The organism is Pseudomonas sp. PDM22 (assembly GCF_014851965.1).
Taxonomy (GTDB): domain Bacteria; phylum Pseudomonadota; class Gammaproteobacteria; order Pseudomonadales; family Pseudomonadaceae; genus Pseudomonas.
Map to the genome: position 1 here is coordinate 1,045,899 of NZ_JACVAR010000002.1, position 16,709 is coordinate 1,062,607.

Here is a 16,709-nt window from a genome sequence, read left to right on the forward strand (position 1 = left end):
GCCGTATTCCCTACGGCCGGGTGTTCGAGTCGCTTTGCAGCGTGGCGGGCGAGGCCACTCCCATAACTTCGCCCGTCACTTTGCTCTTGCTGGCGTTATCCGCCGTACAACTTGCTCTTCGTAGGATGGCGTGGAGCGAAGCGATACCCATCGATCCCGGTACCGCTGAATGATGGGTATCGCAAGCTCCACCCATCCTACGAATGCCTTTCTCAATCCTTGCGGATGGAGAAGTTGGCCATGTGCTCCAGGCCCTTGATCAGGCCGGAGTGGTCCCAGTTGCTGCCGCCGATGGCCGCGCAGGTGCTGAACACCTGTTGGGCGTTGGCGGTGTTGGGCAGGTTCAGGCCCAGTTCGCGAGCACCGGCCAGGGCCAGGTTGAGGTCCTTCTGGTGCAGGCTGATGCGGAAGCCCGGATCGAAGGTGCCCTTGACCATGCGGTCGCCGTGCACTTCGAGAATGCGCGAGGAGGCGAAGCCGCCCATCAGCGCTTCACGTACCTTGGCCGGGTCGGCGCCATTCTTCGCGGCGAACAGCAGGGCTTCGGCAACAGCCTGGATGTTCAGGGCGACGATGATCTGGTTGGCTACCTTGGCGGTCTGGCCATCGCCATTGCCGCCGACGCGGGTGATGTTCTTGCCCATGGCCTGGAACAGCGGCAGGGCGCGTTCGAAGGTGTTCGGGCAGCCGCCGACCATGATGCTCAGGGAAGCAGCCTTGGCGCCGACTTCACCGCCGGAGACCGGGGCGTCCAGGTACTGCGCGCCGGTGGCCTTGATCTTCTCGGCGAAGTTCTTGGTGGCGGTGGGGGAGATCGAACTCATGTCGATCACCACCTTGTTCGGGCCCACGCCTTCGGCGATGCCGTCCTTGCGGAACAGCACGTCTTCGACCTGCGGGGTGTCCGGGACCATCACGATGATGAACTCGGCTTCCTGGGCGACTTCCTTGGGGTTGGCCAGGCCGATGGCGCCGGCTTCGACCAGGGCCGCCGGGGCTGCGTCGTGGTGGGTGGAAACGAAGATCTGGTGACCGGCTTTCTGCAGGTTCTGCGCCATGGGCAGGCCCATGATGCCGGTGCCGATGAATCCGATTTTGGCCATGAGGAGTTCTCCTGGTTGTTCTTGTTAGGCTGGCTGGCGCAGTGCGTACCCACCGCGCCGGCTGGCGAATCAGATGACGTTGTGGCTTTTGAGCCAGCCGAGGCCGGCTTCGGTGGTGGTCTTGGGCTTGTATTCGCAGCCGATCCAGCCGCGGTAGCCGATGCGGTCCAGGTGATCGAACAGGAAGCGGTAGTTGATCTCGCCGGTGCCCGGCTCGTGGCGGCCGGGGTTGTCGGCCAGCTGCACGTGGTTGATCGAGGCGAGGTTCTTCTCGATGGTCCGCGCCAGGTCACCTTCCATGATCTGCATGTGGTAGATGTCGTACTGCAGGAACAGGTTGGCGCTGCCGACCTTCTCGCGGATGTCCTGGGCCTGCTTGGTGGTCTGCAGGTAGAAGCCGGGAATGTCGAGGGTGTTGATCATTTCCATGACCAGCTTGATGCCCGCGGCTTCGAGCTTGCCCGCCGCGTACTCCAGGTTGTTCAGGAAGGTGTTCTCGATGGTCGCGCAGTCGTGGCCCTGCGGGCGGATGCCGGCCAGGCAGTTGACCTGGGTGTTGCCCAGCACCTTGGCGTAGGCGATGGCCTTGTCGACGCCGGCGCGGAATTCCTCGACGCGGTCCGGGTGGCAGGCGATGCCGCGCTCGCCTTTCGACCAGTCGCCGGCCGGCAGGTTGAACAGCACTTGTTCGAGCTTGTTGGCGTCCAGGCGGGCCTTGATCACCTCGGCCTCGACGTCATACGGAAAGAGGTACTCGACACCGCTGAAACCGGCGCGCGCGGCGGCTTCGAAGCGGTCGAGGAAGTCCACCTCGGTGAACAGCATGGACAGGTTGGCGCAGAAACGGGGCATGGGGTCACTCCTGTTAAACGGGTGGTGCGTGGCGCTCGGCTTCCTGATGAAAGAGAGCAGGGGGTGGGGGACTCTCCGCCAGGAAATATCCACCCCCTGCTCCTCCCCGAAGGGAGGAGTCGTTCGGATCTATCAGTCCAGCAGCGAGATGGCGGTCGGCGCATCAACGCCTTTCAGGGCCAGCTCTTCGAACTCGTTGACCGCGTTGATCTCGGTACCCATGGAGATGTTGGTGACGCGCTCCAGGATGACCTCGACCACCACCGGTACACGGTGCTGCTGCATCAGCTCGCGAGCCTGGGCGAAGGCGGCGCCGATCTGGTTCGGGTCGAATACGCGGATCGCCTTGCAACCCAGACCTTCCACCACCGCGACGTGGTCCACACCGTAGCCGTTGAGCTCCGGAGCGTTGACGTTGTCGAAGGCCAGCTGCACGCAGTAGTCGATCTCGAAGCCGCGCTGCGCCTGACGGATCAGGCCGAGGTAGGAGTTGTTCACCAGCACGTGGATGTACGGCAGGTTGAACTGCGCACCGGCGGCCAGTTCTTCGATCATGAACTGGAAGTCATAGTCGCCCGACAGTGCGACGACCTGACGGCTCGGGTCGGCCTTGACCACGCCCAGCGCTGCCGGAATGGTCCAGCCCAGCGGGCCGGCCTGGCCGCAGTTGATCCAGTGGCGCGGCTTGTACACGTGCAGGAACTGCGCGCCGGCGATCTGCGACAGACCGATGGTGCTGACGTAGCAGGTGTCCTTGCCGAAGAACTCGTTCATCTCTTCGTAGACGCGCTGCGGCTTGACCGGCACGTTGTCGAAGTGGGTCTTGCGCTGCATCGTGCGCTTGCGTTCGCGGCAGGCTTCGACCCAGGCGCTGCGGTCCTTCAGCTTGCCGGCGGCTTTCCACTCGCGGGCTACTTCGAGGAACACGTCGAGGGCGGAACCGGCGTCGGAAACGATGCCTAAGTCCGGGGTGAACACACGGCCGATCTGGGTCGGCTCGATGTCCACATGGACGAACTTGCGGCCAGCGGTATAGACGTCGACCGAACCGGTGTGACGGTTGGCCCAGCGGTTGCCGATGCCCAGCACCATGTCCGATTCCAGGACGGTGGCGTTGCCGTAGCGGTGCGAAGTCTGCAGGCCGCACATACCGGCCATCAGCGGGTGGTCGTCGGGGATGGTGCCCCAGCCCATCAGGGTCGGGACGACCGGCACGCCGGTCAGCTCGGCGAATTCCACCAGCTTGTCGGAAGCGTCGGCGTTGATGATGCCGCCGCCGGCGCAGATCAGCGGACGCTCGGCGTCATTGAACAGGGCCAGGGCTTTCTCGGCCTGGGCACGAGTGGCCTTGGGCTTGTTCACCGGCAGCGGTTCGTAGGCGTCGATGTCGAACTCGATCTCGGCCATCTGCACGTCGAAGGGCAGGTCGATCAGCACCGGGCCGGGACGGCCGCTGCGCATTTCGAAGAAGGCCTTCTGGAAGGCATAGGGCACCTGGCCCGGCTCCAGCACGGTGGTTGCCCACTTGGTGACCGGCTTGACGATGCTGGTAATGTCCACGGCCTGGAAGTCTTCCTTGTGCATACGCGCACGGGGAGCCTGGCCGGTGATGCAGAGGATCGGGATGGAGTCGGCGGAAGCCGAGTACAGGCCGGTGACCATGTCGGTGCCGGCGGGGCCGGAGGTGCCGATGCACACGCCGATGTTGCCGGCGTTGGTGCGGGTGTAGCCCTCGGCCATGTGCGAGGCGCCTTCCACGTGGCGGGCCAGGACGTGATCGATGCCACCGAGTTTCTTCATGGCCGCATACATGGGGTTGATGGCGGCGCCCGGTACGCCGAAGGCGGTATCCACGCCTTCGCGACGCATGACGAGTACGGCAGCCTCGATTGCTCTCATTCTGGCCATATTTTGTTCCTCGGTTCTTATACTGATTGTGTACAAAAGTTGAGGCGATTCTAGGCAGGCAATTCGACGAAGGTCAAGACGGGTTGTATACGAGGGACTGAGTGGTCATTTTTCGCTGTAGGCCTTGTATTCCGGGGGGGTCGAGAAAAAGCTGAACGCTGGGTCAAACTGTCGTTTGAAAAAATGTATACAAAAATAGATGTGAATTGTCCTTTTCAGTTGCTTTGGTTGAGACCTTCGGCTACTAGATTGCGTACAGATTTCTGATACGCGTGTGCGCAGCATTCACCTCTGCGCATGGCGTGGCCCCGGCTTGTCGACCTTGAACCGCCTTATCAACTTGAAGAGGAAAACCTCATGAGCACCCTGAGTCTGGAAACCGCACTGGACATCACCCGTCACGCCCTGGTCGCCAGCCGCGAGCTGTCCACCGCTCCGCTGACCATCGCCGTGCTGGATGCCGGCGGGCACCTGTTGAGCCTGCAGCGCGAGGACGGCGCGAGCATGCTTCGTCCGCAGATCGCCATCGGCAAGGCGTGGGGCGCGGTGGCGCTGGGCAAATCGTCGCGCGTGCTGGCGGCGGACGCTCAGCAGCGGCCGTCGTTCATCGCCGCGGTGAACACCCTGGCGCAAGGCAATGTGGTGCCCGCGCCCGGCGGCGTGCTGATCCGCAATTCGGCCAATGAAGTGATTGGTGCCATCGGCATCAGCGGCGACGTCTCGGACATCGACGAGCAATGCGCGATCCGTGGCGTGCAGGCGCTGGGCCTGGTCGCTGACGCGGGCTGATCGAAGAAGGGCAGGGCGCGCGGTTCATCGCGCGCCTCGCTCCTACGCGTTTCCGGGGCATCCGTAGGATGGGTGGAGCGAAGCGATACCCATGCCGCAGCGGTTGATAACCGTCAGATCGACAACGGCCGCAAACGCCCCTGCGGCTTGTGTTCGGCGCCATTGTCCGGCGCGGTGCCGCGCAGCACCAGGCGGGTGATAGTCTCGGTGGCCGCTTCGAAGTCTGCCTCGCTGAGGCTGGTCTTGCCGGTGACCATGGAGATCTGCCAGTCGAAGTCGGCGTAGGTCTGGGTCGCCGCCCAGATGGTGAACAGCAGGTGATGCGGGTCCACCGGCGCCAGCAGGCCGCGGTCGATCCAGCTCTGCAGGCAGGCGATGTTGCGCTGTGCCTGGGCGTTCAACTCATCCAGGTATTCCCTGGGCAGGTGCGGCGCACCGTGCATCAGCTCGCTGGCGAACACCTTGGAGGCGTGCGGCAGCTCCTGGGAAATCTTCACCTTGGAACGGATGTAGGCGCGCAGCGCCTCGCTCGGTTCGTCATCCTCGCGGAACGGCGCGGAGGCCTGCAGCAGCGGCTCCACCACGCTTTCCAGTACGCAGCGGTAGAGGTTTTCCTTGGACTGGAAGTAGTAGTAGACGTTGGGCTTGGGCAGCCCGGCGCGAGCGGCGATGTCGCTGGTCTTGGTCGCCGCGAAACCCTTTTCGGCGAATTCTTCGCTGGCGGCGCGAAGGATGAGGCGACGGTTACGCTCGCGGATGCTGGTCATTGGCTGGTCTTCTTTTCTTTTATTGCTGTTATAGCTGTTGTCACCGAGCCGGGCATGGTAGCACCGGGTTCTTGAGCCCCTCAACTCGGCCCCGTTGCGGGTACTTGCGTGCAATTTCCTGACTCGCGGGTCGGTTTTGTGTGTACAGCGACGGCGTTCTAGGGTATTTCTAGCGCACTTTCGTTCGGCACCTGCCATCCGGAACCCCCCATGTCCGATTCCCAGTTGGTCGACCCCTTCGGTCGACGCATCACCTACCTGCGCCTGTCGGTCACCGACCGCTGCGACTTCCGCTGCACCTACTGCATGAGCGAAGACATGCAGTTCCTGCCGCGCGACCAGGTATTGAGCCTGGAGGAACTCGAAGCCGTCGCCGACGCCTTCATCGGCCTGGGCGTGAAGCGCATCCGCATCACCGGCGGCGAGCCGCTGGTGCGCAAGGGCCTGACCGGTCTGCTGGCAAGACTGGGCGCACGTTCGGAGCTGGACGATCTCTCCATCACCACCAACGGCTCGCAACTGCGCGAGCGTGCAGCAGAGCTGCGCGCGGCCGGCGTGCGTCGGCTGAATATCAGCCTCGACTCGCTGCGCCGCGAACGCTTCGCCGCCTTCACCCGCTCCGACAAGCTGGAGCAGGTGCTCGACGGAATCGACGCCGCCCGCGAGGCCGGCTTCGAGCGCATCAAGCTCAATGCCGTGGTGCAGAAGGGCCGCAACGACGACGAAGTCTGCGACCTGGTGGCCTTCGCCCTGGAGAAGGGTATCGACATCAGCTTCATCGAGGAGATGCCGCTGGGCAGCGTCAGCAGCCACGAGCGCAAGCAGACTCTGTGCAGCAGCGACGAAGTCCGTGCGCAGCTCGCCGAGCGCTGGCAACTGTTGCCGACGCCGGAGCGCAGTGGCGGCCCGTCGCGTTACTACCGCATCGACGGCTACGCCAGCCGCATCGGCTTCATTTCCCCGCACAGCCACAACTTCTGCGGCGACTGCAACCGGGTGCGGGTGACCGCCGAAGGCAAGCTGGTGCTCTGCCTGGGTCACGAGGGCGCGCTGGACCTGCGCCAACTGCTGCGCGAGCACCCCGGCGACGGCGCGCGCCTGCGCGAGGCGCTGATGCAGGCGCTGCAGCTCAAGCCCGAACGCCATCATTTCGAAGCCGACCAGCAGGTGCAGGTGCTGCGCTTCATGAGCATGACCGGCGGCTGAGTCCGCCACGGCGGGCGCCCGGCCCGCCGGACAGAACAAAAACAACAGGCAACAAGGAGAGTCGTTTGAAGCTCAAGGCATTCTGCTGCGCGCTCGCCAGCATTTTTTCCAGCGGTGTTTCAAGTGCCGCCATGGCGCAGACCTACGTCGTCGGCGTCGAGAACCTGGCGTTCGCCCCCCATTACAGCACCGATGCGCAGGGCAGTTACCAGGGCTTCGCCCGCGAGGTGCTGGACCTGTTCGCCAGTACCAGCGGCATCACACTGGAATATCGCCCGCTGCCGGTGGATGAGTTGCTGCCGGCGCTGCTGTCGGGCCAGATCGATCTCAAGTACCCGGACAACCCGAACTGGGCGCCCGAGCAGAAAGCCGGGAAAACCCTGCGCTACAGCCAGCCGGTGACCGAGTACGTCGACGGCGTGCTGGTGGCGCCGGAGCGGCTGGGGCAAGGCGTTGGCGCCTTGAAGCGGCTGGCGCTGGTGGACGGCTGGACGCCGCGTGGCTACGAGCAGTCGGTGCAGGCCGGGCAGATTGCCCTCACGCCCAGCGCCGACCTCAAGCAGATGATCCATGCCGCGCTGAAGAAGCAGGCCGATGGCGTCTACTTCAACGTGGTGGTCGCCACTTTCTACCTGGACAACATCCGTGCGAAGCCGGGGGCGCTGGTGTTCGATCCTTCACTGCCACACGCGCGCAGCGCCTTCCACCTGTCCACGGTGAAGCAGGGCGAGCTGATCGAGCGCTTCGACCGCTTCCTCGTCGACCATTCCAGGGAGGTGGCCGTGCTAAAGGCCAAGTACGGCGTCGAGGCTAGCCTGGATTCCGAGCACCTGGGCGTCGAGCAGTGGAAAGTGGATTTCCTCGAGCGCCAGAAAGCGAAACAGAAGTCGCCGTGAGCCGCCTTCTTCCCTAGAATCGCCGCTGCCGTTTGCGCGCCAGCCGTAGGGAGGATGAAGTGCGCCGCGCTTTGTTCATCTGCAGCCGCAATCGCCTGCGCAGTCCCACCGCCGAAACCGTCTTCGCCAGCTGGCCGGAGGTCGAGACCGACTCCGCCGGGCTGGCGCCGGATGCGGAAGTCCTGCTGAGTGCCGAGCAACTGGAGTGGGCCGACCTGGTCTTCGTCATGGAGCGCCGCCATCGGCAGGCACTGCTGCGCCGCTTCCCCGTGGCGATGCGCGGCAAGCGTCTGGTGTGCCTGGATATCCCTGACGACTACGTCTATCTGCAGCCCGAGCTGGTACTCCTGCTGGAGCGCAAGGTCGGACCTCTCCTGCGGCAGGAGAGTGCATGAGCGAGCTCCATATTCCCCTGCGCGAAGGCACGCTGGTCTGCCCCGGTTTCCGCATCCAGGCACAGCCCGAACCCTCGCTGGCCATCGACGGCGATCTGCTCTGGGCGCTGGAGCAGCCGCAGTGGTGCCCGCTGGCTGTGTCGCTCGAGGAGCGTGACGGCGCACAGTGGATCACGCCGCTGCCGCTGGCCCAGCAGGTCGGATTCGACCCGCAGCGGGTGATCGGCTGGCGCGACGAGCCGGTGCGTATCGAGCAGCCCGAAGGCGTCGAGGATGCCGAGGCCGCCATCCACTGGTGGCGTGGCGGCACGGTCGACGATGTGCGCGGGCGCATCAGCCACCATCCCTGGGGGCGCCTGCTGCGTCTCGAAGGTCCGGGCATCGGCCCGGAGCACATCCTCTTTCCCCGTGGCCATGCCTGCCTCTACCTGGGGCATCTGGACGCCGACTGGCGCCAAATACGCTTCGAACTCTTTTCCTGAGCCGGCATCACACTAGATAGCGGCCCTGCGGTTGCCGCCGATATGGCGGGAGCGTCATGGTCGGTTGTCTCGCGTGCGAGCGGCCTGCACCTCCTGCCCAGTGCATGCAGTCCATGATGAGGTGACCCAGAATGACCATAACAAGACGGGTAAAGAGCCTTGCAGCAGTCCTGGTGTTCGCGCAGTTGGGTGTCGTTGCGGAAGTCCCGTTGGCTCAGGCCGCCATGGTTGGCACCGGCGAAGTGCTGCAGGCACAGCAGCAACAGGTCGACCGCGAACAGTTATTGAAAATGCTCGATGACCAGGGCGTGCAGAAAAAACTGCAGTCCATGGGCGTCGAGCGCAGCAAGGTCGAGCAGCGCATCAAGAGCCTGTCCAATGAAGAGCTGGCGCAGTTCAACCAGCAACTGGACGAGGCCCCCGCTGGCGGCATCATCGGCATCATCCTGTTGTTCCTGCTGATCTTCGTGATCACCGACCTGCTCTGTATCACCCACATCTTCACCTTTGTGAGGTGCCAGCGTTGAGACGCTGGGCCATGGCCGTCGCGTTTGCGGCGGCCGTGGCACTCGGCGGCTGCGCGCAGTCGCCGACGTTGCCAGCCAGCGTGGAGGCGTTGCCGGAGCGAGTGGAACTGAGTGATGTGCAGTTCTTCCCGCAGCAGGAGTTCCAGTGCGGCCCGGCCGCGCTGGCGACCATGCTTAACCAGCGCGGCGTGCGGGTGACGCCGCGCGAACTGAAGGATCGGGTGTTCATCCCCGGACGCGAGGGCAGCTTGCAGGTGGAGCTGGTAGCGGCGGCGCGGGAGAAGGGCATGCTGGTCTATCCGCTCAAGCCGCGCCTGGAGAACATCCTGACCGAAGTGGCGGCGGGCAATCCGGTGCTGATCCTGCAGAATCAGGGGCTGGACTGGCTGCCTGTCTGGCACTTCGCGGTGGTGGTCGGCTTCGATCGCAATCGGCACGAACTGATCCTCCGCTCGGGCATCACCGAGCGCCTGGTGATCGACTTCACCGCCTTCGACGTGACCTGGAAGCGCAGCCAGCGCTGGGCTGTGCTGACCGTGCCGGCGGATCGGCTACCGGCGACGGCGGAGCCGACGGCCTGGTTGAGGGCGGCCCACGATCTGGAGGAAACCGGTCAGCCGGCATTGGCGGAGCAGGCCTACCGCACCGCGACCAGGGCCTGGCCGCAGGAGTCGCTCGGCTGGTTCGCCCTGGCCAATGCGCGCTACAGCGACGGAAATCTCGGCGATGCCGAGGATGCGCTGCGCCACAGCGTCGGCGCGAAGCCGGGGTTTGCGGCGGGCTGGTTCAATCTGGCCAACGTATTGGGCGAGCGTGGTTGTCCGCAGCAGGCTGGCGCAGCGGCGAGTTGTGCGCGGTACCTGGCGCCGGACGATGCGCGCTTCTCGCAGAAGATCGGCAGTACGGCCGCGGCAGGTGGCAGTTGCCAGGCGGTTCCGGCCTGCCCGGCGAACTGAGGCGCGAAGGTTTCTGGAACCGAAGCGGGAAGGGCACAGCCTAAACCTGCAATGTCCCAGCGAGGTGCTTGGCATGGCCAGCGAAAAACCACCGGCACGCGGCGGCGCGCGTGCCAAGGAGAGCGCGTCGACTGCCAAGAAGGCGGCGCCTCGCAATCCTTCCCGCAGCTCGAAAGCCGGAAGTGACACGGCCGACGATCTCTCCGCCGAGGAGCGCCGCAAGGTCGAGAAAAGCCAGCCGCCCCGCGCGCTGGTGCTGCATGAAGTCATCCGCCTGCAGGGCAATCATGAACTGGACCGCACCCTTGCGGCGCTCTGGTGGTCGGCGCTGGCGGCCGGGCTGACCATCGGCCTGTCGCTGATGGCCATGGGGTTGTTCCGTGCTCGGCTGCCGGATCACGACATGGCGGTGATCACCACCAGCCTGGGTTATCCGGTGGGCTTCCTGGCGATCATTCTCGCGCGCCAGCAGCTGTTCACCGAGAACACCCTGACGGCAGTGCTGCCGGTGATGAGCGAACCAACGCTGGAAAAGTTCGGCCAGTTGCTGCGGCTGTGGTCGGTGGTCTTGGCGGGCAATGTCGTCGGCGCGCTGCTGTTCGCCTACGGCATGCTGCATCTGCCGATCTTCGACACGAAGGCCGACCAGGCCTTCCTCGACATAGGCCGCGAGGTGATGGAGAACGACCACTGGCAGATGTTCTCCAAGGGCATCGTTTCCGGCTGGATGATCGCCACCATGGTCTGGCTGGTGCCGGCGGCGGAAAACGCCAAGGTGTGGATCATCTTCCTGGTTACCTACCTGATGGCGTTGGGCAGCTTCAGCCACATCGTGGTCGGCACCTGCGAGGTGGGTTACCTGATGTTTGCCGGCGAAGTGGGGCTGGCGGCGTTCGTCGTCGATTTCGCCTTGCCGACGCTGGTGGGCAATATCGTCGGTGGCAGCCTGATCTTCGCTTTGATGAGCCATGCCCAGGTGCGCAGCGATACGTCGCCACCGGAGAAGTCCCCGAAAAGAAAAACGGCGCCCTGAGGCGCCGTTTTTTCGTGCGGTGAGAAGCAAGGCGTCAGATGCCCAGCTTGTCGCGCATGGTGTAGTACCAGGCGCCGATCGCGGAGAACGGAACCTGGAACATGCGGCCGCCCGGGAAGGGGTAGTGCGGCAGGGTGGCGAAGGCGTCGAAACGCTCGGCCTGGCCGCGCAGCACTTCGGCCAGCAGCTTGCCCGCGAGGTGGGTGTAGGTCACACCGTGGCCCGAGCAGCCCTGGGAGTAGTAGATATTGTCGCCGATGCGACCAACCTGCGGCAGGCGCGAGAGGGTCAGCAGGAAGTTGCCGGTCCAGGCGAAATCGATCTTCACGTCCTTCAGCTGCGGGAACACCTTGAGCATCTTCGGACGAATGATCGCTTCGATGTTCGACGGGTCGCGTGCACCGTAGACCACGCCACCGCCGAAGATCAGGCGGTTGTCGCCGGTCAGGCGGTAGTAGTCGAGCAGGTAGTTGCAGTCCTCGACGCAGTAGTCGGTCGGCAGCAGGGACTTGGCCAGGTCGGCGCTCAGCGGCTCGGTGGTGATCACCTGGGTACCGCACGGCATGGACTTGGAAGCCAGTTCCGGCACCAGGCCGCCGAGGTAGGCGTTACCGGCCACCACGATGAACTTGGCCTTCACGCGGCCCTTCGGGGTGTGCACTACCGGGTTGGCGCCGCGGTCAATCTTCACGGCAGGGGACTGCTCGTGGATCACGCCGCCGAGCGACTCGACGGCGGCGGCTTCGCCCAGGGCGAGGTTCAGCGGGTGGATGTGGCCGCCGCTCATGTCGAGCATGCCGCCGACATAGCTGTCGGTGCCGACGACTTCACGGATGCGCTTGGCGTCCATCAGTTCCAGCTGGGTATGGCCGAAGCGCTCCCACAGCTTCTTCTGCGACTCCAGGTGGCCCATCTGCTTGGCGCTGAGGGCAGCGAACACGCCACCGTCCTTCAGGTCGCACTGGATGTTGTACTTGGCGATGCGCTCGCGAATGATTCGGCCGCCTTCGAAGGCCATGTCGCCCAGCAGTTTGGCCTGCTTGGCGCCGACGGTGCGTTCGATGACGTCGATGTCGCGGCTATAGCTGTTGACGATCTGACCGCCGTTGCGGCCCGAGGCACCGAAGCCAACCTTGGCGGCTTCCAGTACGGTGACCTTGAAACCGTTTTCCAGCAGGAACAGGGCGGTCGACAGGCCGGTGTAGCCTGCGCCGATCACGCAGACATCGGTTTCCACCTCGCCTTGCAGTTCAGGACGGGCCGGGACCGGGTTGGCCGAAGCTGCGTAATAGGAGGAGGGGTAGGAGGTGTGCGGCATAATGCACCTGTGTTTGTTATTTTTTACGAGATGTGCGGATGCTACCTGAGTCGAATCAGACCGGCTAGTGCCCGTGCAAAATAATTTACGGACGGTCGAACATAAAAAAATTCACTTTTTCAGTGGCTTAGCTGAAAAAAGTGCTTGACGCTCTAAAACGATCGCGTAGAATGCGCCCCACACGACAGGCACATAGCTCAGTTGGTTAGAGCACCACCTTGACATGGTGGGGGTCGTTGGTTCGAGTCCAATTGTGCCTACCAAACATAATCGCTTCGGCGATTTCAGAAAGGGCGATCCGAAAGGGTCGCCCTTTTTGTTTTGCGCGTTTCTTTTCTGAGTCGGGAAGCGCCTGCATGCTCCGTTGCTTCGGCTTGGCGCGCCTGCTGCTTCTGATTTGGGTTGGCACGGCCTGGCGGAGCTTGTGTCTGTTTGCTCGGCAAGCCTTCCTTATATGGAGAGCCTGAATTCATTCGCGTGCAGTTCGTGTGTGTGCCCGTGCTGCTCTTCGGCAGTAGGAGTGTGGGGCGAGGGTTAAAGGTGCCGGCCCTAGTTCATGGCGTTCCTGCGTTCGCTGGAGGCTTCGTACTGTCGGCACTTCTGTTCGGCGTTGGCGGACGCCTGATCGGGAGTCTGGTTGCCGTGGTAGCCGAAGCGCACGAAGTACCTGACGATCACCTGCGTATCAGCGTCAAGCTTGGCGCTACCCTCGTGAATGGCTGCGATGGCCTGCTGTTCGGTTTTCCCCTCGTTTCGGTACAGCGCTCCCGCACGTGCAAACAAGCCGATGCCGGTGCAGAAGTCAGACGCTTGAGCGCTGCTGGCGAGGGTCATGAGCAGGAGCATCGCTGTGAGCTTGTTCATTTGGCCTCACTGAGCCTGCAATTTGGTTCTGCCTGTCAGTATGGAGTCTGCTGCGGTCTTCTGCTCGTCCGGCGGGGCTCATCTTCAGGGGGATCGGGCGGGGCGGGTCGTAAACAAAAAACGCCCGATGCTGTGCATCGGGCGTCGTCTTATCGGTGGTTTTCAAAGCCGGGGCCGCCGCCGTGACCGCCACCTCCATGGTTGCTTCCGCCTCCTGGGCCGCCGCCCGGGCCGCCGAAGGGTGGGAAGAACGGCCAGCAGCCGGAGAGCAATACTAAGGTGGTGAGCAGAGCGGCTTTGGTCAGCTTGGACAACATCGAGACACCATGAGGCGGGAAAAAACGGCGCAAAGTAGACCCGCAGGCGGCGCGGGTGTCTCGAAGAATTTGGTATCGGCAAGGTAAGTATTGTGTCGGCGCCGATGCATGACCGGCGGCGATGGAAGGGATTGTGCCGGCGGCACTAACGAGAAGCCCCGCACCTGGAGAGAGCGGGGCTTCAAGACGGCAACTCAGGGGATTGCGAGCTGGCCGGTCCTTCGGCTGCACTGTGGACTGTAGCTCCGGCCTGGCGTCCTTCCAGTGGTTGGCTCGTCAGGTGTCGTCAGTGGCACTTGGCGCTGGATGGGCGGTTCGGTAGGGTCGCCCTTCCGTTGGTTCTCCGAAGGGCGGCTGGCCCGCGAAATGACAGGGGAGCCTGCTATGGTGTCCGTTGAGGTGTGCCCGGAGGTGGTGATGAGCGGTCTGCGATCCTGGTTGTTGCTCAGCGTGTTGTGGGTGCCGCTACCGGCGTTGGCGGAAATGCAGGTGATCTGGCCGCAGGGTTGGGAAGTTTCGCGCTCGCCAATGGATGCGGCAGCTGATGCGCCCGTGGTTCGTCAGCGTGGGGTGCGCATGGCGGAGGATGGCTCCCAGGACCTGATCATGGAGGTTACCCGCAGTCGACTTGGCTCTGCCGCCCAGGTCAGTGTCGAGAATGTTATCGTCGAGATGCGCAAGGCGCTCCAGAAGGACTTCATGCGCCAGGGGTTCCAGGCAGCGTGCAGCAAGCCTCTGGATGCAAAGCTGGGTGGGCTCGCGGGGCTGGAAGTGCATTGCGGTATCAGCCAGAACGGCACCGAGGTGCTCAAGCAGACCGTTCAGGTCGCATTGGGTGATGGGGCGGCGTACTCGCTGACCTATGCGGCACCATCGGAGCGCTATGCGGCACTGATGGCGGAGATCGAAGCGGTGAAGGCGGGCATCAGTCTGAATTGAGGTGCTGCCTCTATAGGAGAGGCAGAAAAGCAAAAGCCCCGCTCATGCGGGGCTTTTTTTTTTCGTTTTCAGGCTCAGGCAGCGATAGTGGCTTGCACTCGCTGAATCACCGCGCTCAGCGGTGCCTCGCCCTGGTACTGCTGAGGGTAGAGGCGTTCGGTGTGCTTGGCGATGCCATGCTCGTTCACCAGGGTGAAGCTGAAGCCGTGCTTGCGCTTGGCCTGGATGACGCAGTTCAGAGGGGCGAAAGCCGCCGAGAGGGTGCGAATCGCCTCCTGGATTTGCAGGGAGGTTTTCATTGTCTTGTCTTTCCAAATAGGTAACGGTCCTATGACCGTCGAAATCGTCAAAAGCTCCGGGTGCGATCTGAGAATGCAGAAAACGTATGACCGGAATATGGCAGCGATTGGAAACTTGAGGGTCTGTTCGCGTCAGGCTGCGATGTTGGGTGAAAGCAGAGGATCTGACGTGGGGCGCTGATCGCTCGGGCAAATGTTCCTGGCGCGGTTGGCGTGCTCTGGAATCGATGCGGAGGATGCGCTGGCCGTGGCCCTGTAGAGCCCAGCTTCTGCCCTGGATCAGGTAGGGAGTGCTGGGAGGGGCGACCTTGGGTTTGGTGCTCGCTGTCAGCCAGTATAAGGATTTCTTCTAACGATGGCTAGTTTTTATACAGCCGTCTGTCAGAAGTCGCCGAGCGAGGGAGAGATTCCGCGGAGCGGGAGCGCTCCGCGGAACATCAGCATTACTGCAGCCAGGATTCCACGGTGTCGCCACCGTATTGTTGTTTCCAGGCTTTCAGGGTCTTGTGGTTGCCGCCCTTGGTCTCGATGGTCTCGCCGTTGTGCGGGTTCTTGTAGACCTTCAGTTGGCGGGTGCGGCGCGGCTGTTGTGCGGCAGCCGGCTCGGTGGAATTCTGCGGGTCGAGAATGTTGATGACGTTGCGCAGGTTCATGCCGTACTGGTCCATCAAGGCTTGCAGTTGATCCTTGAACTCCAGTTCTTTCTTCAGGCCGCCATCGCTCTTGAGTTTCTCGAGCAGGGCGAGTTGTTCCTGGAGTTTGCGCTCGGCTTCGCGGAATTCCGCAAGTTTGGACATCTGGGTGCTCCCGTATGCAGGGTGATTAGTACGGCGCGATTCTGTGTTCTTGTGATTGTTCGCGTCAACTGAATATATGAATTGTTGCGATTGGGAGGCACGCTTTAAATGTTAAGGGCGCATGAAGGGTTGGTCGATTAATTGATCAATGAGGGATAATGCCCAGGCTAAAGGGTGTGGCGGTATTTTTCGTCGATCAATAACCCCTGCGAAATCTGTGTGCTTTATTGTGGTGCGTTGCGTGCGAGTGCTGGATGAATAACGAGATAGTGCAATACCGGGTCAATGATTATGAACTGACGTGCCAGGTTGCCGGGCAGGGCGTGCCGCTGCTGCTTGTGCATGGGTCACTCTGTGACTACCGCTACTGGCAGGGGCAGGTTCAGGCGTTGTCTGCCCGTTATCGTGTGTTGGTGCCCAGCCTGCGCCACTATTTTCCCGAGCAGTGGGATGGCGCGGGGCCGGGTTTTACAACGCAGCAGCATGTCGATGATCTGTTGGCGTTGCTCGATCAGTTGCCCGGTCCGGTTCACCTGCTGGGGCATTCGCGGGGCGGTAATATCTGTCTGCGTGTGGCGCTGGCGGCTCCGCAGAAATTGCTCTCGTTGACGCTCGCCGATCCCGGCGGGGACTTTGCCGATGATGTTTTCGCGGGGGTAAATATCGAGGCGCCAGTATCTCCCGTGGCGCGTAATCAGTTTCGTCAGCAGGCGCTGGAGATGATTCGAGCGGGGGCGGTGGAAGAGGGGCTGCAACTCTTTGTCGATACTGTCAGTGGTGCGGGAGTCTGGTCGCGGTCTTCCCGGCAATTCCGCGAAATGGCGACAGCTAATGCCATGACATTGGTTGGGCAGGTCGCCGATCATCCCGTGCCTATAAAGCATGAGCAGATCCTGCAATTGCAGTTGCCGGTATTGCTGATCGGCGGGGCAAAAAGTCCGGAGCCGTTTCCGCGAATCATCCAGGCATTGCAATCGACACTGGTGGGTGCGCGCTCGGTGACGATTCCTGGTGCGTCCCACGGCATGAATGTGATCCGCCCTGCGTCGTTCAATCGCAGCGTGCTGGAATTTGTCGAGCAGTACTGAGCGAAGTCAGGCTTGCCGCTCGTCAGCTTCCTTAACTTGCAGTAACATCCCACGCCTTGCCCGCTATCGTTTGCGGGCAGGTTTTCGATTTCTTCCAGTGATCTACGTCCGCGCGCGAATGCGCAGGGTGCCGACAAGGCGCCTGCCACTGTGAGGCAGGCTTACCCGGCGGG

Annotated in this window: 18 protein-coding genes and 1 tRNA gene; 11 read left to right on the forward strand and 8 right to left on the reverse strand. The window is 62.9% G+C overall.

The features are described from left to right. Positions 1-212 precede the first annotated feature (212 nt). The 3 genes from IB255_RS10430 to gcl form a co-directional block, all read right to left on the reverse strand. On the reverse strand, positions 213-1,103 hold the full coding sequence (locus IB255_RS10430) for a 2-hydroxy-3-oxopropionate reductase (RefSeq protein WP_081518098.1): 891 nt from the start codon (positions 1,101-1,103) through the stop codon (positions 213-215). A gap of 69 nt (positions 1,104-1,172) precedes the next feature. Beyond that, positions 1,173-1,955 (reverse strand): hydroxypyruvate isomerase, encoded by a 783-nt coding sequence (gene hyi, locus IB255_RS10435; protein WP_081518099.1) that lies wholly within the window; start codon positions 1,953-1,955, stop codon positions 1,173-1,175. A 132-nt stretch (positions 1,956-2,087) separates the two neighbouring features. After that, positions 2,088-3,863 (reverse strand): glyoxylate carboligase, encoded by a 1,776-nt coding sequence (gene gcl / locus IB255_RS10440; protein ID WP_081518100.1) that lies wholly within the window; start codon positions 3,861-3,863, stop codon positions 2,088-2,090. Positions 3,864-4,220: 357 nt separating this feature from the next. Here gcl and IB255_RS10445 point away from each other — a divergent pair, with 357 nt between their 5' ends. After that, positions 4,221-4,652: a GlcG/HbpS family heme-binding protein gene (locus IB255_RS10445; RefSeq protein ID WP_081518101.1), complete on the forward strand. Its 432-nt coding sequence runs from the start codon at positions 4,221-4,223 to the stop codon at positions 4,650-4,652. A 113-nt stretch (positions 4,653-4,765) separates the two neighbouring features. Here IB255_RS10445 and IB255_RS10450 read toward each other — a convergent pair whose 3' ends face one another. Continuing rightward, complete coding sequence (locus IB255_RS10450) at positions 4,766-5,419, reverse strand: TetR/AcrR family transcriptional regulator (protein WP_081518102.1); 654 nt, start codon at positions 5,417-5,419, stop codon at positions 4,766-4,768. Positions 5,420-5,629: 210 nt separating this feature from the next. Here IB255_RS10450 and moaA point away from each other — a divergent pair, with 210 nt between their 5' ends. The 7 genes from moaA to IB255_RS10485 all read left to right on the forward strand — a co-directional run bounded on the left by moaA (position 5,630) and on the right by IB255_RS10485 (position 10,914). After that, positions 5,630-6,625 carry a GTP 3',8-cyclase MoaA gene (gene moaA, locus IB255_RS10455; RefSeq protein ID WP_081518103.1) on the forward strand — a complete coding sequence of 332 codons (996 nt, stop codon included), beginning with the start codon at positions 5,630-5,632 and terminating at the stop codon, positions 6,623-6,625. A 131-nt stretch (positions 6,626-6,756) separates the two neighbouring features. Then, a complete protein-coding gene (locus IB255_RS10460) occupies positions 6,757-7,521 on the forward strand; it encodes a substrate-binding periplasmic protein (RefSeq protein ID WP_192210241.1) in 765 nt (254 codons plus the stop codon). Between the two features lie 59 nt (positions 7,522-7,580). Next, positions 7,581-7,916 carry a low molecular weight protein tyrosine phosphatase family protein gene (locus IB255_RS10465; protein WP_081518104.1) on the forward strand — a complete coding sequence of 112 codons (336 nt, stop codon included), beginning with the start codon at positions 7,581-7,583 and terminating at the stop codon, positions 7,914-7,916. Continuing rightward, a complete protein-coding gene (locus IB255_RS10470) occupies positions 7,913-8,398 on the forward strand; it encodes a hypothetical protein (protein ID WP_081518105.1) in 486 nt (161 codons plus the stop codon). Before IB255_RS10465 ends, IB255_RS10470 begins: the two co-directional genes overlap by 4 nt. A gap of 131 nt (positions 8,399-8,529) precedes the next feature. Continuing rightward, positions 8,530-8,925: a PA2779 family protein gene (locus IB255_RS10475; RefSeq protein ID WP_081518106.1), complete on the forward strand. Its 396-nt coding sequence runs from the start codon at positions 8,530-8,532 to the stop codon at positions 8,923-8,925. A gap of 11 nt (positions 8,926-8,936) precedes the next feature. Further along, entirely contained in the window at positions 8,937-9,881 is a 945-nt protein-coding gene (locus IB255_RS10480; protein ID WP_081518107.1) for a PA2778 family cysteine peptidase, read from the forward strand. A 73-nt stretch (positions 9,882-9,954) separates the two neighbouring features. Then, on the forward strand, positions 9,955-10,914 hold the full coding sequence (locus tag IB255_RS10485) for a formate/nitrite transporter family protein (RefSeq protein WP_081518108.1): 960 nt from the start codon (positions 9,955-9,957) through the stop codon (positions 10,912-10,914). Positions 10,915-10,948: 34 nt separating this feature from the next. Here the strand turns inward: IB255_RS10485 and IB255_RS10490 are convergent, their stop codons facing one another. Further along, on the reverse strand, positions 10,949-12,232 hold the full coding sequence (locus tag IB255_RS10490; protein ID WP_045217794.1) for an NAD(P)/FAD-dependent oxidoreductase: 1,284 nt from the start codon (positions 12,230-12,232) through the stop codon (positions 10,949-10,951). Between the two features lie 186 nt (positions 12,233-12,418). Between IB255_RS10490 and IB255_RS10495 the strand changes: the two genes are divergently transcribed. Beyond that, a tRNA-Val gene (locus tag IB255_RS10495) sits at positions 12,419-12,495 on the forward strand. 286 nt (positions 12,496-12,781) lie between these two features. Here the strand turns inward: IB255_RS10495 and IB255_RS10500 are convergent. After that, positions 12,782-13,096, reverse strand: coding sequence for a hypothetical protein (locus tag IB255_RS10500; RefSeq protein ID WP_081518109.1), 315 nt, complete (start codon positions 13,094-13,096; stop codon positions 12,782-12,784). Positions 13,097-13,830: 734 nt separating this feature from the next. On the opposite strand from IB255_RS10500, the gene IB255_RS10505 reads away from it, so the two are divergent. Continuing rightward, a complete protein-coding gene (locus IB255_RS10505) occupies positions 13,831-14,352 on the forward strand; it encodes a DUF4946 domain-containing protein (RefSeq protein WP_081518189.1) in 522 nt (173 codons plus the stop codon). A gap of 74 nt (positions 14,353-14,426) precedes the next feature. On the opposite strand, the gene IB255_RS10510 is transcribed toward IB255_RS10505, so the two are convergent. Both IB255_RS10510 and IB255_RS10515 read right to left on the reverse strand, forming a co-directional pair. Continuing rightward, the gene (locus tag IB255_RS10510; protein ID WP_045217792.1) at positions 14,427-14,651 is read right to left on the reverse strand and encodes a hypothetical protein; all 225 of its coding nucleotides are present in this window, start codon (positions 14,649-14,651) and stop codon (positions 14,427-14,429) included. Positions 14,652-15,094: 443 nt separating this feature from the next. Next, positions 15,095-15,448 (reverse strand): histone-like nucleoid-structuring protein, MvaT/MvaU family, encoded by a 354-nt coding sequence (locus tag IB255_RS10515; RefSeq protein WP_081518110.1) that lies wholly within the window; start codon positions 15,446-15,448, stop codon positions 15,095-15,097. 254 nt (positions 15,449-15,702) lie between these two features. On the opposite strand from IB255_RS10515, the gene IB255_RS10520 reads away from it, so the two are divergent. After that, positions 15,703-16,536 carry an alpha/beta fold hydrolase gene (locus IB255_RS10520; protein ID WP_081518111.1) on the forward strand — a complete coding sequence of 278 codons (834 nt, stop codon included), beginning with the start codon at positions 15,703-15,705 and terminating at the stop codon, positions 16,534-16,536. The last annotated feature ends 173 nt before the right edge of the window (positions 16,537-16,709 follow it).